This window comes from Gillisia sp. CAL575, from assembly GCF_000403785.1.
Classification (GTDB): Bacteria; Bacteroidota; Bacteroidia; order Flavobacteriales; family Flavobacteriaceae; genus Gillisia.
On sequence record NZ_APHJ01000021.1, the window covers coordinates 76166 to 100131 of the forward strand.

A 23966-nucleotide genomic window follows, 5' to 3' on the forward strand; every position below is an offset into this window, starting at 1 on the left:
AATTAAGATTGTGAAGGATTGGTCTAAGAAATTAGAAAGTTGTTACACTAAAAATGAAACTAGTTATTGTTCATGGCCTGAACTGCTTTGATCTGGTTCCATACCTTGATCTTGTCGTTCTCTGAAATTCCTTTTAAAACCTGAACATAAATACCATCACTCACTCCAAGTTCGATATCTTTCTTTGTGAATTCCTGATCGCCAGTCATTACTTCTACAAATGGTTTTTGGGTCTTTGGATCAAACTGAACCAAAGCTTCTTTGATTGCCAAAGCATCTACTACTTTAGCCAGAATAATAGAGGCGTTTGCACTTAAACCCGCTCTAATAAATGTGGTATCTGCTTTATTAAGAGTTCCTTTTATATTAAATTGAATTGCTCCATTCTCACTGATTCCTTTAGGTGCGATATAATCTAAAATCGCATCAAATTTTTTGTTCTCTATTGCTCCAATGGTAATTTCTAATGGAAGATTTTCTTTAATCTTACCAACTTCACTTTCATCTACTTTTCCTTCAAAGATCATATTATTAACATCTGCTAAGGTGGCTAATGTTGTTCCGTCATTAAAATTGTTGCTTTCAATCACTTGGTTTCCTTCTTTTACTGGAACATCTAACACCATTCCATCTATCGTAGATCTAATAAGCGTATTTGCAGAGCTTCCTAAACCACTTGTTGTTCCGGTTCTTACAATCTCATAATTCTGCTGCGCCGACCGGTAATTCTGAAGTGATCTTTGGTAAGCAACTTGTGCATTGTCCCAATCGTTTGTAGAGATCACCCCTTTATCAAAAAGTGATTTTTGACGATCATATAATTTTTTCTCAGTATCTAAATTGATCTTAGCAGTTGCTACTCCATCTTTTCCACTTTGCAAAGAGGACACATTTGGGATCACTCTTATTTTCGCAATAAGGTCGCCAGATTTTATAGCATCTCCAGCTTCAATATAGATCTCGTCTATAATCCCAGAAATGTTTGGTTTAATTAGCACCTCTTCCTTAGGAACGATGCTTCCTGTAGCTACAGTTTTCTTTACAATATCTTGCTTGCTCGGAGTTTCGGTCTCATAAACCACCGGATCCTCCTGATTTTTTTGAAATAAATAATACAAAGCACCAACGAATGAAATCGCGATAACTATTAGAATTATTACTGTAACTACTTTTTTCATTTTAAAATGGTATTAATCAATTTGTTGTTATTCTGTTCTTAAAGCGTCTACGGGCTGGATCTTAATAGCATTTTGCGCTGGAATTAACCCTGCCAAAAGACCAGATATTATTAAAATACTAAGTGCAATAAATACTACTCCAAGATCTACACTTGGGTTGGCAAACATCATTTCTGAAGTATCTACGCCATCCAACTGCATATTCACCAGTGCTATTATTCCAGTTGCTAAAGCGATCCCACACATTCCGGAAATGATGGTAAGAAAAATAGATTCCATTAAAATTTGACCTCTTATATCCCAAGGCGTAGCTCCTAATGCTCTGCGAACTCCAATTTCATTGGTACGTTCTTTTACAACGATAAGCATGATATTAGAAATACCAATAATCCCAGATAATAAAACCAAGATGCCTACAAAATAGGCCACTGCTTTTAAGGCTACGAATAAACCATTAATCTTGCTGAATTCCTGAAAAAGATCAAAATTACCAATAGCTCTATCATCTTCTGGATGGATAGTATGTCTAGCCTTTATAACATCGAATATTTGAGTTTTTAAATCGGTGATAGAATATCCATCTTCTGCAGTTATAGACATCCAACCTACGGTTTCTCCCATATTAAATGCTTGAGAAAAAGCGGTGAATGGGACATAGATCTGTTTTTGATTCTCTTCTGGGTTTCCGTTATTCCCCTTTTTCTTATAGGTCCCAATCACCATAAAGTTTACTCCGTTAACCTTAATATAAGAGCCAATAATTTCTTCCCCGGGATCATACATATCATTGATCACTCCTGCACCAAGAATCGCAACTTTTCTACTTTGTTCTATATCGGAATAATTTACAAACCGTCCCGAAGTAATATCCATAGGTTCTTGTTTAATCACCTCTGGATAATCTCCATAAACGTTAAAAGCTCCGCTTTTTAGCCCTCGAACTACATTATTGGCTCCTCCAAAACCACCTAACTGATTTCTAGGAGACACATATTTTAAATTTGGTACATTTTGCTTTATTGCGGCGACGTCACTTATTTTAAAATTGTAACGCCTCCCTTTTGGTAATCCCTTGTAAGGTTTAGATGGGGTTTGTGCCCACATAAACATTGAATTGGTTGCGATGCCACCAAAGCCTTGCTTAACACCGTTCTCCAAGCCCTTCCCTGCGGCTAAAAGAATAACCAATATGAAGATTCCCCAAAGCACACCGAAGGCAGTAAGGAGGGTTCTAAACCAATTCGAGGTTAAGGCTTCTAATATTTCGCTCCATTTATCTCTACTAAACATATTATTCGTCTCTTAAAGCGATTATAGGTTTGATTCTGGCAGCTCGCCACGCTGGAAAAAATCCGGCTATAGCTCCAGCTAATACCAAAATAAATACGGTAGTTAATGCTACATTAAAATTTACAGATGGATTGGCAATATATTCCGTTTCAATAAGGGGTCCAACAAATTCCAAAAGAGCTAAACTCGTAATGAGTCCAATAAAACCTGAAATAGTTGTAACAAAAATAGATTCATGAAGGATCATCCCTATAATGCTAAGCGGTTGGGCACCCAAAGCTTTTCTAATTCCAATTTCTTTAGTACGCTCTTTAACAATAATGAGCATAATATTACTTACCCCCACAATTCCCGCTATAATGGTGCAGATACCAACTCCCCAGAAAAAGATCTTGATCATTTTATTAAGATCATAGAATCGTTTCATATTCTCTAAGCTATTATTTACAGTGATAGCCCGAGTATCATCTGGCGCAACAGAGTGTTTCTCTTTTAAATAAGTTACTAGTTCCTCAGAAAATTTTTCAGACTCTGCTAATGCTTGTTCAAAATTTTCTCTTTTTGGAAGTGTAAAAGCAAGGTTTCTTACATCATTCCCTCCATTAAATACTTTTTGAGCGGTAGAGATTGGTATAAACACACGTGACTCTTCTCGTTCTCCTCCTGGATCTGAAAACACTCCAATAACTTTAAAATTAATATTAGAGATCTGCACATATTTTCCAATTACATCTTCTCCATTCTTAAACAAATCGTTCTTAACCTTATTCCCAAGAACAACCACTTTTTCTACGTTATCATTATCTTTATAATTAACAAAACGTCCTAGAGTCATGTCGGCATTTTCCAAGAATTGAAAATCAGGCCAAACTCCCTCTACTCTATAATTCCCAGACTCTTTCTTGTAATTCACAAGTCCACTCCAGATTCTAAAAACAGAAGATTTATACTCTAGCTGATCCGCATATTTATTTACAGTGTGATTATAATCATCATTTTTTAAAGTGATCTGTCTCCCTGGATTTAAACCCTTATATTCTTTAGAAGTAACATTGGTCCATACAGATAACATGTTAGAAGCATCTCGTTCAAATTCATTTGAGATTCCATTTTGCATCCCCTGCCCAATTCCTAATAGAATTACCAATATAAAGATTCCCGATGCTACAGAAAGCCCGGTTAGAAACGTACGCAATTTGTTTTTGCTTATCGTTTCAAATATCTCTTGCCATCTTTCTAGATCAAACATTACTTAATGCTCTTACTTGGTTCACTTTAGAATCGTCTATGATCACTCCATCCTTTAAGTTCACAATCCTTTTAGTCATTTCTGCAATATCATGCTCATGAGTAACAATTAGAATTGTTCTTCCTTCATCATTTATTCCCTGAATTAAATCCATAACTTCATAAGAAGTTTTGGTATCTAAGGCTCCAGTAGGTTCATCTGCTAATAATACTTTTGGATTAGATGCTAAAGCTCGTGCAATAGCTACACGCTGTTTTTGTCCTCCAGAAAGTTCGTTAGGTAAGTGTCCGGCCCAATCTGCCAGACCAACTTTTTCAAGATAGCTCATCGCTATTTCTACACGCTCTTTATGTTTTATTCCTTGATAGTATAACGGTAAAGCCACATTATCTAAGGCATTTTTGTAAGATATGAGGTTGAAAGATTGAAATATAAATCCAAGAAATTTATTGCGATATTGAGCAGCGATCTTCTCATTTAAATTTTTTATGGGAAGACCATCCAATGTATAAGAGCCAGAGTCGGCTTCATCTAGCATCCCAAGAATATTTAAAAGAGTAGATTTTCCAGAGCCTGAAGACCCCATAATTGAAACTAACTCCCCCTCTGCAACGCTAAAATTTATTCCTTTGAGAACATGAAGAGAATTACTCCCCATCTTATAAGATTTGTGCAAATTTTTAATTTCGATCATACTTCTAAGTTAGAATTACTTGATCAAGACTTAAGTTCTATTCACAAGTATACGCATAAGACCCCTACAAGAAGAATTTGTTACAGTCCTATTTGTTATGAAATTGTTAAAATTTAACTGAATATTAAGATGCTACTTAGTAGTCTTTTTATTCCGAAGAGATCTATAAATAAAAAAACCGATTCCACCAATGAGAATATATGGGAAGATCATTAGATAAACGATGCCATCATTTATCCCTTTTGCGGCAGCTTCCGAGCCTTCGCTTTCTAACACAGCTCTACACATGGCACACTGAGCATTAGATAATACTGGCATTAATGCTAATAAGAAAAAAATTATTGCCGACTTTATTTTCATTTTGTAACTTTAAATTTAACGCAGTATATGTAGACTATAAATTTATAAAATTTAATAGTAAGGCCACATAAATAAATACACCAAAACACCTGTTACTGCTACATATAACCAAATTGGAAAAGTCCAACGAGCAATTCTTGCATGCTTCTCATATTGCCCACTAAGTCCACGATACATAGTAAATAAAACTAAGGGAACTATAATTGCCGAAAGCATAATATGAGTTATCAGAATAAAGAAATAGATATAACGCAACGCACCATCTCCCCCATAAGGAACAGGTTCGTTACTGATCTTGGAGATCACATAGCTCACAAGAAATACTGAGGATAGCACAAATGCCATGATCATTACATTTCTATGCCATTTGTATTCTTTAATGCTCATAAAAAAATAACCAATGGTAAGTAGTAAGGCCGTACTACCATTTAAAACAGCGTGAAAAAATGGAAAAGTTCCAGATTGTGTTCCAAAAATATTATAACGTTCTGGTAGATACATTAAAATAATAACTACAATAGGGATCAGGATAGACAATGCGATGATTATAGGAACCGCAATTTTATCGGTCTTTATATTTCCCATTATAAAAGTTTTTTAAGATCTTCTATTAAAATATCTATTTGAGGTTCTTCTTCCCCTTCTAAGACAGAAAGCCCTCTCTCTATAGAACCTTTATAATAAATAATAGGGTTTCCAAATTGGTCTATTCTAGAGCGTATATAGCCTTCTCTATCTACAAGTGCAAACATTCCAGAATGCGCAAAACCTCCAGGTACAGATTCATCTATATTTGCAAAAATCCCAAATCCCTGATTAGCCAAAATGTAAATATCTTCCTTATTTCCAGTTAGAAAATTCCAGTTAGGATTATCTATTCCGTAATTAATAGCATACTCTTTAAGAACTGCAGGAGTATCGTGCTGCGGGTCTATAGATATAGAAACAATACCGAAATCTTTATTTCTACCTAATTCCTTTTCGACTTCTACCAAATTCTTATTCATTATAGGGCAGATAGAAGGACAGGTAGTAAAGAAGAATTCTACAATATATACTTTTCCTAAATAATCATTATTAGAAATGCTATCTCCATTTTGATTTACAAATTGAAAATCTGGAACTTTTTTATTTTCCCCATATAATTCTATATATCCAAGATCCCCAGATTTAGAAGGCAAACTGGCATTATTCAATCTGTCATTTTCCACAACTTCACCATTAGAGATCCTATCTATGATCTTAGGTATAAAGATGATACCAAAAACTAATATCACTAAGGATATCCCTATATAAGATTTGTTGTTCATTACTTCTTATTTAATTTCGAGTTGTATTTTTTAAGCGCTAATCTATATTCTGCCAGAATCACTTTAATATCATCATTCATCTTGTTTCCAAGTTCTGAAACAGACCTAGAATCATATCCATAAAGTGTTCCCTCTTCTTCATCATCTCTACCTCTTAGATTAGAATCCTTATCTATTATAAAAACATAAGGAGTTTGCAAATTCGAATCTAGCTCTAGATTGGTTTTGAAGCTATTAAAAACATCCTTTATCTCGGATGGTTCAGCATAGACAAAACTCCAATAATCGGAATTGGTTATATTATTAAATTCTGAAACAAATTGTAAAGCTTTAGGCTTTGCTTCCTTTGGAAGAATGATTACAAATTGAAAATCGTCAAATTTGTAAAATTTTTCTAAAATCTTCTTATCTAAATTAAAAGTATTTCCTTTTAAGGCGGCAAGATCATTTCCGAAGAAGGCTACTATATTGATCTTATTCTGAAAGCTGACAATAGTATCTCGATTATTCTCTAGATCTCTTATATCTTTCACCTTCTCTGTAAGTACAGGAAGTTTTGCGAAATTATTTATTCCTGAAGAAAAGAATAAATAGGCAACTATTGGTAATAAAAATAAAACTCCAAGTACTAAAAATTTCTTCATAATTCCGTGTTGTTACGGGTTACAAAAGTAAAAAGACGGTTTTGAATAACCGTCTTTTCTTATGCTTTTAACTTATAGTAGAATATTAAAAATCCCAAGCTACTTGACCGTTCTTAAAAACATCAAAGATATAGTCACCTTCTGTTAATAAAATGAACATTAAGTAACTTATTAAAAAGATTGCAGACCAAACAACTGCTCTACGCAGACCTTTGGATTCGCCCTCTAAGTGCATAAATGCCCAAGCGATATAATATGCTTTATAAATTGTAAGGATTATAAAGATCCAGTTAAGAAGTCTCATCGCAAGAAAATGCGTATCCACTAAAAATTCAGGTTTAATTATCCCTAAAAATACCTCTACTATTGTTACAAAAGAAAGTAAAGCAAATACGAACCAAATTCTTTTGGTATTAGACTCGTGGTGATGTGTAGTACTATGTGCCATTTTTATTTATTTCAGAATTAAACCAGGTAAAAGAATGTAAATACAAATACCCAAACTAAATCTACAAAGTGCCAGTATAAACCAACCTTTTCAACCATTTCATAACTTCCTCGACGCTCGTAAGTTCCTAAGATTACGTTGAAAAAAATAATGATATTAATAATAACTCCAGATAATACGTGGAAACCGTGAAATCCAGTAATAAAGAAGAAGAAATCTGCAAACAAAGGCGGACCATATTCATTATGAGTAAGATTGGCACCTTGAACTACGCCAATTGCTTCAGCATTTAATTTACTAAGAGATTCCTCTCTAGAAAGAATAGTTTTCTGGCCATTCTCATCGAACATTTTGGTTCTAATTAGAATATCTTCATTGGCTGCAAAACCTGCTTTTACTTCTTCAATAGTATATTCAGATACAGTTTCATTTTCAGAAAACCAGATCCCATTATTTCTTTGATTAGCAACTCTGGTTACAGGTAGTTCAGCAACAAAATCTTCAATTGCAACCCGTTCTCCTTCTGCATCAACAAACTGAAGAACATTTCCTCCCATTGTAGTTACTGCTCCATATTCTCCCTGTATAAAATTTTTCCATTCCCAAGCCTGAGAACCCACGAAGATTGCTCCACCAATAATGGTTAAAAACATATACAAAGTTACTTTTCCTTTCTTCATATGATGACCAGCATCTACCGCAAGCACCATAGTTACAGAAGAGAAAATAAGTATAAACGTCATAAACGCTACATAATACATAGGAGCGTCTACTCCATGCAAAAATGGGAAGTGATTAAACACCTCATCGGCAATAGGCCAAGAATCAATGAATTTAAATCTTGAAAAACCGTAAGCAGCTAAGAATCCTGAAAATGTGAGTGCATCAGAAACGATGAAGAACCACATCATCATTTTACCGTAACTAGCCTTTAATGGCTCATTTCCACCGCCCCAAGTTTTACCTTCGGTGCCTGTTCTAATAACAGTAGCTTCCATATGAAGAATTTGATTTTATATGATGGGCAAAAATACGCAAATTTATTATCTAAAGAAATATAAAAACACAAACAGGTAAACCCAGAGAGCATCAAGAAAATGCCAAAAGGTGGCACCTAGCTCAATTCCAAGCATTTGACCCTTTTTGTATCGTTGTTTAAAATGGTTATAAATTACAACCAAAAGCACTATCAGGCCTGCCGTAAGGTGGGCAAGATGCAATAGAACAACCACATAAATAAATGAAGTAGTAATTGTACTCTCGCTTCCTGTAAAGTAATATCCAGAAGCTATAATTTCTGAAAAACTTCTGAATTGCAGATCCACAAAAACGATCCCCAATGCTAAAGTGCTTAATAGAAATGCAGTTGCTTGTGACCTACTCCCATTTAGAATAGCTCTTTTGGCAAGTATAAAAGTGATACTACTAACTATAATAACCAAAGTGCTCCAGTATAAAGTCTCTGGTAATTCAAAATCCGAGATCCAATCTGGCCTGTTCTTACTAACAACATAAGCACTGGTAATACCCGCAAACATCATTACCATACTGGCAATACCAAACCAAAGCATCATTTTTTTAGCTCTGCCAATTTTAAAGCTTTGGGTTTCTTGTGTTATATCCATTCTCTTAAAAATTTATCTAATACATAAACAATCTGCAAAAGTGTGATGTAGGATACACTTGCAAACATTAATTTTTTAGCTGAAATCGCATCGCGATTCTTATATAATTTGAAGGCATAATATAGCATCCCTAAACCAAGAACTAGAATTATAGCACCTGCATAAGGTGTTAAAAACAGTCTGCCCGTCACTCCAAATACAGGGATCAAAGAAACTAATATCGTCCAAACGGTATATAATATAACCTGAATAGCTGTGCCCTTGTCTCTTTTGCCTGTAGGAAGCATGAAGAATCCGCCTTTTTTGTAATCGTCGAATAACCACCAGCCAATAGCCCAAAAGTGAGGGAATTGCCAGAAGAACTGAATCATAAATAGAGTTCCCGGCTCTATACTAAATTCATTAGTTGCAGCCACCCAGCCTAACATAAAAGGAATAGCTCCAGGGAAAGCTCCAACAAATACAGATAATGGAGTTCTAGTTTTAAGTGGTGTATAAACACTCACATATAAAAAGATGCTGATGGCCCCAAACATTGCTGTTTTAGGATTAATAATATATAGAACTACCAAGCCAATGACAGTTAAGGTACTCGCAATTATAAAAGCTGTATTTACAGACATTCTTCCCGCAGGAATCGGTCTATTTTTGGTGCGATCCATCAAGACATCAAGATCTTTCTCAATAATTTGGTTATATGCGTTAGAAGCGCCAACCATGCAATAACCTCCAATAGCTAATAACAACACAGTGACAAAATTCACTACTTCTGCCCCAAGAAAATAACCTGCAACAGACGAAAAAACCACACTTATGGCCAGTCGCATTTTAGTGATCTCCTTAAAATCTGAAAGTACTGATACAGAAGGGGTATGTACGCTTGTATTACTCAAAAAACGCGATTTTATATTTGGCGCAAAGATACTTCTTAATTGCGTTTTAACAAGAATGTAAAAAACTTAATTTTTAGAACATCTACTACTTAAATAAAATTAACCTTTATCGTTTTATGAAAAATAAAGACCAGAATAATCGTGCTTTATTAAATTTTATGATAAACCCTGATAACTAATGAAATAAACTAACAGAATAACCTTATTTACATCACCAGATAGGCTCCGTGTTAATATTCGTAATACCAGTTAAATATATCTGTTCGAAGCCCCACATTAAACCAAACTGTACTTTCTTTTGAAATAAGGTTGGTAGATACTTGAGGATTAAAATCTCTATAAATAAGGCTTCCAAAGACTTTAAGATTAGTCACAGGATTAATGATATAACCTGCTTCCACTTCAGAAAACAAAGTAGTTGTTGTATTTCCTTGTCCAATTTTTACACCATCCTCAAAAGCTCTATCACGCTCGCTCCTGTAAATATTTCCACCATAATACCTGTCATCGCTTCCATCATCAAAATCAAATCCGCGTTTTCCATAGATCACTTTTGCACTTCCAAAAATACGATCTCGTCTATACCTAGCAATCCCAATAATCTCCCTAAAATTAGAACCCCATAAATGCGCTAAAGATTGGTTGTTATGACCATAATTTAATACAATAGAATTATGAGAATAAGTATAAGGTCTTACCTGATTATATTCTGCTTGCAGATAAAGATCTGGAACATCAAAAGCATCAAAATATTTCACTCCTAGCTGATAGCCTAATTTATTTTTCCAACTCTGGTTTCCACCAAAGATCTTTTCAGTAGAAAATTCGTCTATGATCCATTGTCCATAAAGGTTGATTTGATCACTCAATTTATATTTCCCTGTAATTCCAATTATAGCATTTCCTCCTCTAGCACCAGTAGAGAATTCTATAGATCTATAAAAGATAACAGGATTTAAATAATTTACGTCAAAACCACGACCGTTATCATTTTGCCAGATCACAGATTCAAACAATCCAAGATTAAATCTTTTAGTAAGATTCAAACTCAAATAATGATTTGCCATATATTTTGTTCTATAGGATCCTTCTGCAGACACCTCTTCCCTTACATCTCTTAAAGACATAAACGTATTGGTATATTTAAGCTTCCAAAAACTCGTGTTTAATTTGAAATATGGATACGGACTAGCAATATCACTCATCAACAAAGAGCGATAACCATCTCCAATAAAGTTCTTTCCATGACCAAACTGCACATTAAAGAAATCTGAAACTTTATAAGACAAATAACCTTCGGCTACAGGAAAATCATATCCATCTTCTAAAAATTCCTTTGCAATACCTCTTCCCGGAATAATTGCTGGATTTCCTCCAAATGGATCAATACTCTCTGCATATCTATTAAAATAATCAGCAAAGCGACCCTGACTTTCAAAGACTACCGTATAGAAATTAAAATTCTTTCCCAATCCTCCTTGAAAAATTGCTCCGCGTGTATTATTATATGTAAAAGCGACATCGCTCTGAAAATCCTTTCCTATTTGCAGATCTACGACCACATCACCTGTAAACCAGTAATTCTCTCCTTGAAAAGTTACCAAATGCTCATCCCATATTTTTCTTCCTGTCCAAGTCTTACGGGTTCTCCCTTTTTCAAACTCAGCATCAAAATCGTAATATTTAGAAACTTCATTATATAAATAAGGTTTGGTAGCAGTATGACTATTATTCCCAATCCTATTCATTTCAGCATCAAATCTATTGTAACGTTCGTGAGAAAGGGGCACAAATAGATTGCTTGAATTTATTTGACTAATAAAGGGCTTGGAAACTATACTATCGTATTCAGTAAGTGTGTTTTTCTTTTGAACCGAGCTGGTTTCCTTTGCAATTTTAACCCCATCGGTTAGGGACAACATTTCAGAATATCCAATAGGAATCTTAAGTGGAAAACGGAATTGAGCATATGCAGGCTTCCCATTATAGGTTGCTGGTGAAATAGTAGGTAATTTTTCAAATACCCGTTGGATCTCTTCTTTTAATTCTGAATAGATTGCGTCTATATAAAGCACTTTGAACTTTCCTTCTTTGGTAACTTCAAAAAGAATGATGGCTTCCCCTCTATAATTTTCTTCCGAAACCTTTGCAGGAAGCTGAAAATTAGTGGTGAATATTTTCATCAAGGTATTCTTAAAACAAGCTTCTTCTCCACTAAAATCTATTTCTGAGCATTCAGAAAAAGATGGATAGGTTTCGAATTCAGAAAGTCCGTCTTGCGAAAAAGAGTTGTAGGAAATAAAACAGAGAAGTAGGAATCCAATGTATTTCATAAAAGAGGCCGAGATAATAGTTTGAAACAGCCGAAAGATACCAAAATTTTTATTCTTCCATTTAAAACCTCTCTAAACAAAAAAATTCCCAAACTGCTAAGCAATTTGGGAATTATATATAATATTAAAATGTTTTAATCCTGAACTTGGAATACAATTGGTAAAGAGTACATAACTCCTACTGGTTTCCCTCTTTGCTTACCTGGTTGCATTTTAGGTAATGCATTAATAACTCTAGCAGCTTCCTGCTCTAATCTTGGGTGTGGTGCACGAGAACGAACATCTGTAATGTTACCATTCTTATCAATCTTAAATTGAACAATAATTCTATTTACTCCACTAAGACCTAACTGGCTCCCTAAATCTGTATTAAACTTTCTGTTTACAAACTCTTGAACCTTTTCACTCATACATTTCTTACGCTGATCATTATTACTCAAGTTTTCACAACCTGGGAAAATCGGCACGTTTTCAATAACAGCAAATGGTACATCTGCAATTACCTCTTCAACAGGCGCTTCAACAACCTCTTTAACCTCAACGATCTCGTCTTGATTAGTTTCGGTAGACTCAATAATAGTCTCCTCTACTTCTTCCTCATCTTCAACAACCTCAATTATTTCTGGGGCTGGTGGCGGTGGTGGCGGTGGTGGTGGTGTATTAAGAATTTCCGTAATTGGAATTTCTTCATCATCTAAATCACCTAGGTCTAGTTGACCCATATCTAAATTACTTTTATCGTAAGTTTTCCATTCTATACCTTGCCAAGCAAGGAATAAGACTAAAATAAGTCCTAATTGAAGAAAGAGAACGCTTCGTTTTGTTAAATCGGCTTTCGGATTTTTCTTGGGTTTCATAATTCGATACTAATTAATAAGGGTTGCTAAAGTAAAATATTTTTTCATAAAAATGAATTAATCTTATGTTTTAAGCGTTTAAAGAATTTTAAAAATCCCAAACATATGCTCAACGCCAACAAAACTCCGATACTATTTGCCAGTATATCAGCCCAATCCGGGTCTCGATAATCTGTAAGAGCTCCTTGTAAAACCTCAATTAACATACCAAAAAGTATGATTAAGATTGTAATGTTAAAAAAACCCTTAATCTTTAGGTTATTATCTTGATTTCTAAATAGATAATAAAAAAACCACATAAAACCAAGCACAAAATATGCACCTAAGTGCATCATTTTATCTGTAGGATTAAATTCTCCGAGAGAAATTTTTCCCAATTGTATTAAAGACAAACAGGTGATTAAAACGGTATAAAGAACCGCGAAAATTAAAAACAATCTAGCCCCCAATAAGTTCTTTATATTCTTCCGGACTCATTAAACCCGCAAGTTCATCTTCATCAGAAATCTTCATCTTAACCATCCAACCATCTCCATAAGGGTCTGTATTAACTTTTTCTGGAGTATCCTCAAGGCTTTCATTAAATTCAATGATTTCTCCAGTAAGAGGTAAAAATAGATCTGAAACAGTTTTTACGGCTTCTACAGTCCCAAAAACTTCTTCTCTCTCCATCGATTCACCAACAGTTTCCACTTCAACATAAACTATATCACCAAGTTCCCCCTGTGCGAAATCTGTTACGCCAATTGTGGCAATGTTTCCATCGATTTTCACCCATTCGTGATCTTTGGTGTACTTTAATTCTTGTGGTATATTCATAAATTTATTTTTTTCTAGGTGCACAAAGTTAATTTATTCTTAGGTCTGTTCAAACAGCTATCAATTAATTTCCAAAATTATATCTCAAAGTGAATCCCGAACGAATAGTTGTTTGAGGGAACGCTGTAGAAATAGCATATTCAGAGAAGGTATGATCATAATAAAACAAGGCCGTTAGGTTTTTAGATACCGCATAGTCTGCAACAAAATTAATTGCCCATAAGTCTTGCCCTGCGATCACTTGATTATTATCAAGATCTAGATATCTAATAATATTAATATTTTTTCTATAAGCAACATCTGCTTTAAAATTAAGATCACTACTTAGCACGCGTTGTTTTCCACCAAAATTAGTCCCAATCTTAAGATCCTTAATTCTATAGCCAAGGCCTAAAATATACTCATTCCCTTTCACCTCTGTTAGCAAGTTATTATCAAAGCTTAAGGACATTGTTCTGTCTTTCTTAATTTCAGCTAATATTCTAATCGCTTCAGTGGTTTCCAGGTCTATCCTAATCAATGGGCTAAATAGTTCTGTTAGATTGATATTTGCAAACAGAAGCTTATTCTTAAAGTTATTAGCCTGATTAAATTCAAAAGGAACGTTATCGTTATAATCTAAATTAGTTTGAAACTGATTTATCGTATATCCTGCTCGATAACCGTGACTTAAGGAGAATCTTCTAAAATTCTTTTTAAACCAATCCAGTCTCATTAAACCTGTATATTTTAAATCCCAATTTGGCAAGGGAACATTTCTAAAAGCCCCTAATTTTACTGATGATGCACTTTGCCCTGTATATGCAGCAAGAAATGCAGGTAATAAAACAGCTTGATTGGTTTTTCCATAACCTACTGGGAATCCATCTGCATCTAGATCATTAGAATCCCTGCCATTTTCTGAAGCCAACCTTTGTGCAACCTCCAATCTATTATCTCTGAAGTTCTGAAAGGTTTCAGATGATTCTTGATCATTTTTCTGAAATGCACTCTTAATAAGCACGGTTGAAATATTGAAATTTCCGAAGTTGTAAGGACTCAAAGACTGATACTCCAGAGTACTTTGATCTACTCTATAGTTTTCATTAAATGTTTCTGAATAAATTCTGCTGGCATTTAGATCTATTACAAGATCTGGGATCAAACTTAAAGAAGCTTGCATATCCAATTGCTTATTTTGAACCGCAGTGTACTGCTGATTGAATTCCTGATACATTGTTAACCATCCATTTCTAGCCGCAATTCCCCTTACATCATTCTGGCTTCCCAGAGTAAATCCTGTTGTAGGTTTCAACGTTCCCAGAAACCCTATACTTGGAGTGTAACCGGGCAAAAAGATCCCTCTATTTTCTCTATATGTTACTTGCACTCTCTTTAATGCAGTAACAAGTCCTAACATGGTATTATAGGCTTTATCAGATTTTGGCTTTGTGGCCTGCACCTCTTCCTTTGTCTCACCTGGGGATTGGGGTACACTGGCACTACGAGCTTTTATGGAATTGGCTGTAGATTTTCTTGGCACAAGGTTTAGATATTTATATAAACCTTGCATGTCCATATTTGCATTGATCTGATGAATGCTTGAATTTTGTACCGAATTACCTAAATCTGGAACCCCTTCTAATTGATCGAAAATCTGAGATCCACGTTGCCATTGAAAATCACCAGTGTAGGAATACGTAGTTTTAATGAATTCCAAAACTGGAATCTTAGCGAATGGAAGTTCATAGTTTACTTGTAACGATTGAAAATGCTGATTAGGAGTTCCTGTTTCAAAAAATTCATCCCAAATACCAATGCTGTTATCCACAAAATTATCTTCAGTAAAATAATTTCTCACCAATCTATTGTTGGTTGCACTAAAACTAAATTGAAGAGATTTTGTTAAATTATAATTCACCCGATATTGCCAATCAAACATAAAATTACGTTGGTATAATGTCGGGATTCCTATGTCATTTTCATTTAAAGATAACTCTCTAAATTTTTGTTCGTTATACTGTCTAAAAATATTAGATCCTAAAGATATATTTGTTGGTAATAGATTTAAATTAAAATCCTTTACCAAGGAATAATAATCACTACTATCTAAAGCTTTTATATTTTTAAAAGGCTCCAGCGTCAATGGTAAAAATCCATAATCGTAAGTTGCTCCAACTCTCACATTCTGACTCAAGGCATCTTCAATTTCAAAATCCCGATGATCTACTTGGTTATATGAACTAGAAAAGGCGAAATTTTCAATATCATAAGGCATAGGTTTCTTATCTCCTATTCTCTCTTTTCTCAAACCAATAACATTTATACTCTGTCTTTTAGTATAAGATTCAGATTGCTCTCTCACTAGATCTCGCTCACCTGCATCTGTGATCTCATCTAATCTTGTTTGAAGCTCTAGATCTAAGTACTCTTGGTCATATTTAGGAGTGATCAACTCTTCTCCTCTACTATAATTTAATGGAATTTGAACTCCCCATTTTTTAGGTAATAATAGCCCAGCATTTACATTGGTTACTACATCATATTGCTGAAGGTCTTCTCTACTTCTTTGATTTGGACCTTCTTCTAAGGCTCCAAAGCCAATGGTGCTTTTTCTCCCTGTTGCAGAAACAGTTGCAAAATCGGCAATATTGGTATCCATATTAACAATAGCAGCCCAACCTCCTTGATTATCCAAATCAGATAATCTCAATTCATTAAACCATACTTCTCCACAAATATCTGAAGCTGTATTTTCTGGGCTTCCATTTTTCACCCCTAGCATCATTAATCTTACATTTCCAAAACTTGGGTTACCTTTAATTCCAATTCTTAACTTTCCTACTTCATAAGGATCATTAAGATTTGCAATACTAAGGTCTTCATTAAAATAATTCAATTCTGTAGGAACTAGAGAAGGATTACCCAAAACTTTTGTTTTCACTTTTTGTAGTAATTCCAATTGCAATAAAAGCCTATTCGCATCTGGCCAAATTTCATCTGCAGAAGTAGCGCCAGGTAAAGTAGCTGTTAGCGGGATTTCAATTTGATAATAATTATCTGTAAAATCTGTTCCTATTCTTATAAATGCGATTAATTGCCCATCTTTTAGAGCAATTTCGTTAACAAAAGATTCCGCATGCAAGAACATTTCCAAATTCTTATACTGACGCATATCCACCTGAAAATTCTTGTAAACAGCACGAGCATCTTGTGGCTCTAAATCGCAAGTTCTAATAGACAGTGATTGCTCATTCTGGCGAATATTAGAATTATTATTAAACAATTCTTCTCTATTAACCCCTGGAGGTAATACATAAGGAATTGGCTCTCTGTTTGCATTCTCCTCAATATTCACTGCAGAAACTTCGAATAAAGTTCCATCTTCCACCGGCTGATTAGGCTTATCTGGATCTAAGCTTTGATTATATCTTCTATAGTCTCCACGAACCAAATCCATTGTTCCAAATCTTAAAACGGTTTCCTGCTGAAAGTCAGATAAGAAAAGTCGCATAAACCTAATAGATCTAAAATCTGCAATACCACCTTTAGTATCTGTGGGTTCAAAAATTGGCACTTTAAACTGTATCCATCTAACCGGAATGTCTTGACCATTAGGAAGTGGTGCATCCAATTCTCGCACATCTGTAATATATGGACTATTAGCTGCATTCATCCCAGGGAAGATCTTCACATCATACTGGAAATAACTATTAATAGTATTCATAGTATTATCTCTATTGAGATCCTCGGTAGTTGGCAAAGTGGTATTTCCTCTATTAGTATCAGATAATTCTGTTGGAGAATTTCCCTGCGTTCCATTATAATTCCTGTAACGATCTAGAATACTTCCAGTTCTGTTTAGAAAATATTCGTAATTATCTGCAGATGGATCTGGAAGATTACCAAAAGCTGAAAATTTCAGTGCTTCTTCCGCATCTCCTAATCCATCAAATCCTGCATCCTGATTTACTCGCTCTTGACCCTGAGTATCAAAAGCATATATTAAAGACTGATCTGCTGGTACTTTAGCATAAGCCGTACTTACAGTATTTTGCTCCCCACCATCTTGCGGAAGTCCATTTTCATATTGTTTTCTACCATCCTTAAGTACATCTTCAGAAATATTTCCTAAGTTAAAACTGATAGTTCCCCCAGTATTCCCAGCATTTTCTGAATAAATAAATGGATCCATGATCCAGAATTCAATAAATTCTACATTGGTCTGCTCAAAATTGGTAGAAGTAATTGCTCTGGAAATACCCGCAAAATTATTTTTAGGGTTATTTAATGTATTTCCCCCAGCGGCAGCCGGATTATAATTAAAGGGCCCACGCATAGTCGGAGAAAAAGTAAGATCCATGGTATAGATAACCTGCGGTTGTCCCTGGATCACATCGGTATTAGGAAAAATTTCATTCAGAAAGACCCGCCTTGTCGCAAAATTAGAGAGGTCTGCATCTGTAATTCCGTCTGGTCTTCTACTGCTATAAAAAATAGGATCTATAGTATACCATGATAAATTTGCTCTTTTATAACCTACAGCTAAATCGCCATTACTTAGCTCGCCTCCAAAATCCAAAGGCACGCTAGAAAGTTCCCAGCTTAAAGGATTATTTATCGAGATAGAAGTTTGAGATGCTTCAAAATCGTCTATATAAGTAGTTGCTTTTTGATCAAAATCATTTACTTGTGGCGCTCCCGGTTGTAAATAAGCAAATTCTCCACGAATAGAGAAATTAGAGGCAACATCTGTATCTATATTTGGTAATTTATTTACTAGCCTAGTTAAAAATGGCACTTCAGTGCTATAAGAAGCGTTTAATCCATAAATAGAGTTGTTAACAGGCTCATAGCTATAATTAGCCTTTTGAGTAAGTGGACGTTCTTTTAAATTCAAAAATGTTCCTCCAACTAATAATTTTTCATTGAACTGATGTTCTACATTAATCCCCGTGAATCTTTTAGATTGCTGTCCAAACAATGCGTTATTCTCTGTAGAAACCTGAATTGGAATATCTGAAGCTAGTAAAGCATCGTCTATAATTTGTACCCGACCTAACTGGTAATTAACTACATAATCTACTCCTTCCTGTAAAACTCTTCCGCCGGCTGTAACAGTTACGGAGCCTTGAGGCAAATTAAAACCTACTGGAATTCCATCTACCTGAGATGATTTATACCTCCCTTTTAACTGAAATTTATTTTTATCGGCGTCTTCTTGCTCTGCCTGAATCTTAGTAGTTCGATATAAAGACCTGAACACATATTCCCGCTGATTATCATTATATGTTTCTGGTAAATTATAATCTTCGCCTCCCCCATTAGCTGTATTATCAAGTTTATCAAACAAATACTCTCCAAAGGGCTCTACAGTTGTGAAGATTACTAAGCCATTTTGTGGGTTTATAGTAATCCCGGGTACGTAATCAAAAAAGCCATCTCCCCCATTTACAGGGTCGTTATTGGTATTTAGTTTATCAAGATTAAATACACGCAGCAACGTAGTTTCTGCAACATCTTCTGGCAATGGAACCCCAGATCCCGGAGCTGGAGATAAATAATTTTGTGGCTGCGGATCGGTATATAAAATATTTAATCTAAAGTCATCTGCCTCTAATTGAAAAGCACCCAAAGCATAGATGTTTTTCATCATTAAATCCCAAACTGGTTCACTCACGTTAGTGACAGTGCTTTTTAACATTTTAACTACCAAGTTCTGGTTGATTCTGGCACCATTATCTTCTGCCTGAGTATTTGCGTCTACTCCATCATTGGCAAATTCACCCACCTGATAGACTTGCCCATTTACGGTATATTGAAAAGCAACTCCTAAAACCTCATCATTACTTAATCGCTGATTAAGACTTATATAACCAAGTCTCTGATCGAAAGTAAATTCATTAGACTTTAATTGTCGGGCATTCTCAAGCTTTGCATAATCCTCACCTTCAGAAACTACAACTCCGCCAAATCCACTTTGAACTGTAGAAATATCTCTAATGGCAGGAGTTAAAATAGATTCTCCGGGACTGCTAATTCCAAATGGGTTAAAATCGTTGTTCGGGTTATTCGGAAAAGCTCCTTCAGGCACATTAAAAAAACCTCCAGGAGGATTATTTATACCAATGTTCCCAGGAATATTAGTTTCTCCAAGATCTTGGATAGCAACTATATTTCGAGTATCGTTTAAATTCTGAATATTATTGGTGCGGTTGGTAACCCAAACCTGAATTCGCTGAATTTGTATATTGCTATTGATAAATGGATAATTCTGAAGGGACTTATTGTAGTTATCCCTGAAATAATGAGCTAAAAAAAAGTGTCTATCCTGATCATAATCTATAGCAAATTTCTCAAACTCTTCAACAGTTGCTCCTCCTTCTACATTTACTGTCCTTCTCTCCGATTTTTGTTCAGAAAAAACACCTGTAACCCGCGTTTTTCCAAATTGCAATTCAGTCTTAAAACCGAATAAACTTTGAGCTCCCTGAATGAGGGCGCTATTTAAAGGCATATTTACATTCCCGACTTCAATTTTCTGAACGATATCATCTTCATTAGGAGTATATTCTAACTTCAATTGATTCTGAAAATCAAAGGTAGACTCCGTATCATAATTTGCCAGCACCTTTAGCTTGGTTCCAACATTACCCAGCAAACTAAGTTGGATTCTTTGGTCGAAATCAAATGTGAGATTACTTCTATTCCTTGGAGAAAAAGAAGGATTATCCTGTTTTGTAAATAGCAAACCAAGGTCCATAGCAACACTTCCCTGTGGCACCACTTCTATTTCCTTTCCGCCAAAAACACTTTCAAAAAACCCAGAATTCACATAATAACTTGGGAGAAGATCTTGCTGGGCTTCTGGATCTCCTTCTCTATTTTCAGAAATAGCATTATTTTTTTCCTTGAAATAATTCCGTATTTCCTCCTGAATGATTAACTCTTGATATTCCTCTGGACTAAGAATTAAAGGAATGGACAAATTATAAGACCCGAGTTTTTCAGTATAAATATATCTGTTAAGAATAGGATCATACTCATAACTCGCTACAATACTCGCAGGATTGGGTAATGACAAGGTTCCTGTTGCATAACCGCTACGGATAGAATCCTGAGCCACAAGAGTATCTTGTGCATATAAACTAGGAGAAGAGGCAAATAAACAGAAAATCCCAAGCAGGCTTGTTAATTGCAGTTTCAAGTAATTATTCCTCAAGATTAGTTAGTATGAAATTATAAATTCTTTAATGCTAATTTTATTATTGTTTCTACGGTAGGGTCTTCTGTAGCGTCTTTCATAATACGGTCTACCACCTTCTCGGCAGGTTTTCTCGCAAAACCTAAAGTCTCTAAAGCAGATAACGCTTCTTCTTTATTTGTATTGCTCTGAGAGATAAAAACCTCTCCTTCTCCAAATACTTTTAATACTTTATCCTTTAGATCTAAAATAACTCGTTGAGAAGTCTTTGCTCCAATGCCCTTAATACTTTGAATCGTGGCAACATCACCAGACGCAATTGCATCCATTATTTGTTTGGGATCTAAAGATGATAACATGGTACGCGCAATACTTGCACCAATACCAGAAACAGATATCAATAACCTAAACAATTCCCGCTCAGATTTCTCCATAAAACCAAATAAAGTATGTGAGTCTTCTTTTACTTGTAAATGAGTATAAAGGCTTATGGCCTCTGATGCATTTTTAAGTAACGCGAAAGTATGGAGAGAAATGTGTAAAAAATATCCTACTCCGTTGCATTCTATAACAACATAAGTAGGATTTTTTTCTATTAACTGTCCCTTAAGATGATGGATCATTGAATTAAAAAAATGTTAATTTTCAAATGTACTAAAATAATGCAGAGCTCCAAGTCTATAAAAGACTTCAAAACAAAGCTATTTTACCGTTTTTACTTTTTTGCCTTTTTCTTGTGCATCTACAACGGCAACTGCTGCCATATTTACAATTTCTTCTACACTAGCACCAAGCTGTAATATATGAACCGGCTTTCTCATTCCCATCATGATAGGACCAATAGAGTCGGCATTATTCATCTCCTTAAGAAGTTTATATGTACCATTAGCCGATTCTAAATTAGGGTATATCAAGGTATTTACCTTTTTACCAACTAATTTTGAAAAAGGAAACTTGCTTTGAAGCATTTCTTTATTCAAAGCGAAATCTGTTTGGATCTCTCCATCTACAATAAGCTCTGGATTGGATCTATGCAAAATTGCAACTGCCTCTTTCACTTTTCTAGCTCGTTCATTTTTAGAAGAACCAAAATTAGCATAAGAGATCATGGCCACTACCGGTTCCATTCCAAACAATTTTACTGTTTTGGCTGTCATCATTGCTATTTTAGCAAGATCTTTGGCAGAAGGATCTATATTTATAGAAGTGTCACTTATAAAAAGTGGTCCTCGGGACGTGTTCATTAGGTTGGTTGCGGCTATTCTATCTACACCTTTAGCCATACCAATTAATTCTAGCATTGGTTTTACAACAGTAGGATAAGCTCTGGAATATCCAGAAAGCAATGCATCTGCATCACCTTCATTCACCATCATAGCTGCAAAGTAATTACGTTCTCGCAATAAATTTTGAGCATCGTATTTGGTTACTCCACTTCGGTATCTAGATTTCCAATAAACATCTGCATATCTGTCACGACGAGGCTGCTCTTCATCTGATTTTGGATCGATGATCGTTACAAGATCCTCGTGAAAATCTATCTCATTCATCAATTCTAAAATCACATCTTTCCTACCCAAAAGAATTGGAATAGCGATTCCTTCTTCCTGAGTGATCTGTGCAGCTTTAAGGACGTCTAACTGATCTGCTTCAGCAAAGACCACTTTTTTAGGGTCCATTTTTGCACGATTCATCAATAAACGGGAGATCTTGTTATCATTCCCCATTCTATTTAGTAATTCTTCCTCATAACGTTCCCAATCCAGTATTGGGTTTTTAGCTACACCACTTTCCATAGCTGCTTTTGCAACCGCAGGAGGAACTTGAGATATCAATCTAGGATCAAAAGGTTTTGGGATTATATATTCTGGCCCAAAATTAAGTTTTGTTTCTCCATAAGCTATATTCACTTGTTCTGGCACTGGTTCTTTTGCTAATTCTGCTAAAGCCTTAACAGCTGCCATTTTCATGGCTTCATTAATTTTTGTTGCACGAACATCTAAAGCTCCCCTAAAAATGAACGGAAAACCAAGCACGTTATTCACCTGATTTGGATGATCACTTCTACCGGTTGCCATAATAAGATCTTTACGAGCAGAAACAGCAAGATCATATTGAATTTCAGGATCGGGATTTGCCATTGCAAAAACTATTGGGCGTTTAGCCATACTCTTTAGCATTGCAACATCCACTATATTAGCAATGGAAAGACCTACAAATACATCGGCATCTTTCATCGCTTCTTTAAGAGTATCTATTTTTCTTTTAGTTGCAAATTCAAGTTTCTCTACAGATAGATTAGCCCTATCTGAACGAATAACTCCTTTACTATCCAACATCACGATATTTTCTGACTTTGCACCGAAAGCTTTATAAAGTTTGGTACATGAAACTGCAGCTGCTCCAGCTCCACTTATCACTATCTTAACCTTTTCTATTTTCTTTTTGGAAATCTGTAAAGCATTAAGCAAGGCTGCCGCGGAGATGATGGCTGTACCATGCTGGTCGTCATGCATAACAGGGATATCTAATTCTTCCTTTAATCTACGCTCAATTTCGAAAGCTTCCGGAGCTTTTATATCTTCTAAATTGATCCCTCCAAAAGTAGGAGCAATATTTTTTACTGTTTGAATAAAAGATTCTATATCCTTGGTGTCTACTTCAATATCAAATACATCTATATCTGCAAAGATCTTGAAAAGTAGACCCTTACCCTCCATTACTGGTTTTGAAGCTAACGGACCTATATCTCCAAGTCCAAGAACTGCAGTCCCGTTAGATATAACAGCTACTAAATTCCCCTTTGCTGTATATTTATAGGCATTCTCTTTATCTTTTTCTATTTCTAAACACGGTATGGCAACTCCTGGGGAATATGCCAAGGAAAGATCTCTTTGCGTTGCATATTTCTTGGTTGGAACAACTTCTATCTTCCCTGGTTTTGGTTTTGCATGATAAACTAGCGCTTCTCTCCTTTTACTATCCGTACTCATATTCAAATTTATTGGATGAGTAGCAAAGGTAGTAAGCTTTACTTTTTTCGGGTATATAAATATCAAATACTTTAAACTTGATTTAAACCT

Annotated in this window: 19 protein-coding genes; all 19 read right to left on the reverse strand. The window is 35.1% G+C overall.

All coding sequences use genetic code 11. From position 1 onward, the window contains the following. Positions 1-59: 59 nt before the first annotated feature. Complete coding sequence (locus I130_RS03195) at positions 60-1178, reverse strand: efflux RND transporter periplasmic adaptor subunit (protein WP_034919331.1); 1119 nt, start codon at positions 1176-1178, stop codon at positions 60-62. A 27-nt stretch (positions 1179-1205) separates the two neighbouring features. Next, positions 1206-2468 carry an ABC transporter permease gene (locus I130_RS03200; protein ID WP_034919334.1) on the reverse strand — a complete coding sequence of 421 codons (1263 nt, stop codon included), beginning with the start codon at positions 2466-2468 and terminating at the stop codon, positions 1206-1208. 1 nt (position 2469) lies between these two features. Further along, positions 2470-3717, reverse strand: coding sequence for an ABC transporter permease (locus tag I130_RS03205; RefSeq protein WP_034919335.1), 1248 nt, complete (start codon positions 3715-3717; stop codon positions 2470-2472). Next, the gene (locus I130_RS03210) at positions 3710-4411 is read right to left on the reverse strand and encodes an ABC transporter ATP-binding protein (protein WP_034919336.1); all 702 of its coding nucleotides are present in this window, start codon (positions 4409-4411) and stop codon (positions 3710-3712) included. The genes I130_RS03205 and I130_RS03210 overlap by 8 nt, the downstream gene beginning before the upstream one ends. Positions 4412-4543: 132 nt before the next feature. After that, positions 4544-4771, reverse strand: a complete 228-nt coding sequence (locus I130_RS03215) for a hypothetical protein (protein WP_034919337.1) — start codon at positions 4769-4771, stop codon at positions 4544-4546. Positions 4772-4822: 51 nt separating this feature from the next. After that, positions 4823-5356, reverse strand: a complete 534-nt coding sequence (locus I130_RS03220; RefSeq protein WP_034919340.1) for a DUF420 domain-containing protein — start codon at positions 5354-5356, stop codon at positions 4823-4825. Continuing rightward, positions 5356-6081, reverse strand: a complete 726-nt coding sequence (locus I130_RS03225; protein ID WP_034919343.1) for an SCO family protein — start codon at positions 6079-6081, stop codon at positions 5356-5358. The genes I130_RS03220 and I130_RS03225 overlap by 1 nt, the downstream gene beginning before the upstream one ends. Beyond that, on the reverse strand, positions 6081-6725 hold the full coding sequence (locus tag I130_RS03230; RefSeq protein ID WP_034919346.1) for a hypothetical protein: 645 nt from the start codon (positions 6723-6725) through the stop codon (positions 6081-6083). The genes I130_RS03225 and I130_RS03230 overlap by 1 nt, the downstream gene beginning before the upstream one ends. An 85-nt stretch (positions 6726-6810) precedes the next feature. Continuing rightward, entirely contained in the window at positions 6811-7173 is a 363-nt protein-coding gene (locus tag I130_RS03235) for a cytochrome C oxidase subunit IV family protein (protein WP_034919349.1), read from the reverse strand. A 17-nt stretch (positions 7174-7190) separates the two neighbouring features. After that, positions 7191-8171, reverse strand: coding sequence for a cytochrome c oxidase subunit 3 (locus I130_RS03240; RefSeq protein ID WP_034919352.1), 981 nt, complete (start codon positions 8169-8171; stop codon positions 7191-7193). A 45-nt stretch (positions 8172-8216) separates the two neighbouring features. Beyond that, a complete protein-coding gene (locus I130_RS03245; protein ID WP_034919356.1) occupies positions 8217-8798 on the reverse strand; it encodes a heme-copper oxidase subunit III in 582 nt (193 codons plus the stop codon). Beyond that, positions 8789-9691: a heme o synthase gene (gene cyoE, locus I130_RS03250; protein WP_034919359.1), complete on the reverse strand. Its 903-nt coding sequence runs from the start codon at positions 9689-9691 to the stop codon at positions 8789-8791. Before cyoE ends, I130_RS03245 begins: the two co-directional genes overlap by 10 nt. 230 nt (positions 9692-9921) lie before the next feature. Continuing rightward, positions 9922-12024 (reverse strand): hypothetical protein, encoded by a 2103-nt coding sequence (locus I130_RS03255; protein ID WP_034919364.1) that lies wholly within the window; start codon positions 12022-12024, stop codon positions 9922-9924. 134 nt (positions 12025-12158) lie between these two features. Further along, a complete protein-coding gene (locus I130_RS03260; RefSeq protein ID WP_034919367.1) occupies positions 12159-12881 on the reverse strand; it encodes an energy transducer TonB in 723 nt (240 codons plus the stop codon). 44 nt (positions 12882-12925) lie between these two features. Beyond that, positions 12926-13273: a VanZ family protein gene (locus tag I130_RS03265; protein WP_232224015.1), complete on the reverse strand. Its 348-nt coding sequence runs from the start codon at positions 13271-13273 to the stop codon at positions 12926-12928. 46 nt (positions 13274-13319) lie between these two features. Continuing rightward, the gene (gcvH, locus tag I130_RS03270) at positions 13320-13700 is read right to left on the reverse strand and encodes a glycine cleavage system protein GcvH (RefSeq protein ID WP_034919370.1); all 381 of its coding nucleotides are present in this window, start codon (positions 13698-13700) and stop codon (positions 13320-13322) included. Positions 13701-13764: 64 nt separating this feature from the next. Beyond that, positions 13765-20886 (reverse strand): cell surface protein SprA, encoded by a 7122-nt coding sequence (gene sprA, locus I130_RS03275; RefSeq protein WP_034919373.1) that lies wholly within the window; start codon positions 20884-20886, stop codon positions 13765-13767. A gap of 32 nt (positions 20887-20918) precedes the next feature. Beyond that, positions 20919-21506 (reverse strand): Holliday junction branch migration protein RuvA, encoded by a 588-nt coding sequence (gene ruvA / locus I130_RS03280; protein ID WP_034919377.1) that lies wholly within the window; start codon positions 21504-21506, stop codon positions 20919-20921. A 78-nt stretch (positions 21507-21584) separates the two neighbouring features. Then, entirely contained in the window at positions 21585-23876 is a 2292-nt protein-coding gene (locus I130_RS03285; protein WP_034919380.1) for an NADP-dependent malic enzyme, read from the reverse strand. Between the last annotated feature and the right edge of the window lie 90 nt (positions 23877-23966).

What these genes read in the sequence shown, in the direction of transcription:
- I130_RS03195 (WP_034919331.1), bottom strand. Translation starts at nt 1,178, where the DNA reads ATGAAAAAAGTAGTTACAGTAATAATTCTAATAGTTATCGCGATTTCA.
- I130_RS03200 (WP_034919334.1), bottom strand. Translation starts at nt 2,468, where the DNA reads ATGTTTAGTAGAGATAAATGGAGCGAAATATTAGAAGCCTTAACCTCG.
- I130_RS03205 (WP_034919335.1), bottom strand. Translation starts at nt 3,717, where the DNA reads ATGTTTGATCTAGAAAGATGGCAAGAGATATTTGAAACGATAAGCAAA.
- I130_RS03210 (WP_034919336.1), bottom strand. Translation starts at nt 4,411, where the DNA reads ATGATCGAAATTAAAAATTTGCACAAATCTTATAAGATGGGGAGTAAT.
- I130_RS03215 (WP_034919337.1), bottom strand. Translation starts at nt 4,771, where the DNA reads ATGAAAATAAAGTCGGCAATAATTTTTTTCTTATTAGCATTAATGCCA.
- I130_RS03220 (WP_034919340.1), bottom strand. Translation starts at nt 5,356, where the DNA reads ATGGGAAATATAAAGACCGATAAAATTGCGGTTCCTATAATCATCGCA.
- I130_RS03225 (WP_034919343.1), bottom strand. Translation starts at nt 6,081, where the DNA reads ATGAACAACAAATCTTATATAGGGATATCCTTAGTGATATTAGTTTTT.
- I130_RS03230 (WP_034919346.1), bottom strand. Translation starts at nt 6,725, where the DNA reads ATGAAGAAATTTTTAGTACTTGGAGTTTTATTTTTATTACCAATAGTT.
- I130_RS03235 (WP_034919349.1), bottom strand. Translation starts at nt 7,173, where the DNA reads ATGGCACATAGTACTACACATCACCACGAGTCTAATACCAAAAGAATT.
- I130_RS03240 (WP_034919352.1), bottom strand. Translation starts at nt 8,171, where the DNA reads ATGGAAGCTACTGTTATTAGAACAGGCACCGAAGGTAAAACTTGGGGC.
- I130_RS03245 (WP_034919356.1), bottom strand. Translation starts at nt 8,798, where the DNA reads ATGGATATAACACAAGAAACCCAAAGCTTTAAAATTGGCAGAGCTAAA.
- I130_RS03255 (WP_034919364.1), bottom strand. Translation starts at nt 12,024, where the DNA reads ATGAAATACATTGGATTCCTACTTCTCTGTTTTATTTCCTACAACTCT.
- I130_RS03260 (WP_034919367.1), bottom strand. Translation starts at nt 12,881, where the DNA reads ATGAAACCCAAGAAAAATCCGAAAGCCGATTTAACAAAACGAAGCGTT.
- gcvH (WP_034919370.1), bottom strand. Translation starts at nt 13,700, where the DNA reads ATGAATATACCACAAGAATTAAAGTACACCAAAGATCACGAATGGGTG.
- ruvA (WP_034919377.1), bottom strand. Translation starts at nt 21,506, where the DNA reads ATGATCCATCATCTTAAGGGACAGTTAATAGAAAAAAATCCTACTTAT.
- I130_RS03285 (WP_034919380.1), bottom strand. Translation starts at nt 23,876, where the DNA reads ATGAGTACGGATAGTAAAAGGAGAGAAGCGCTAGTTTATCATGCAAAA.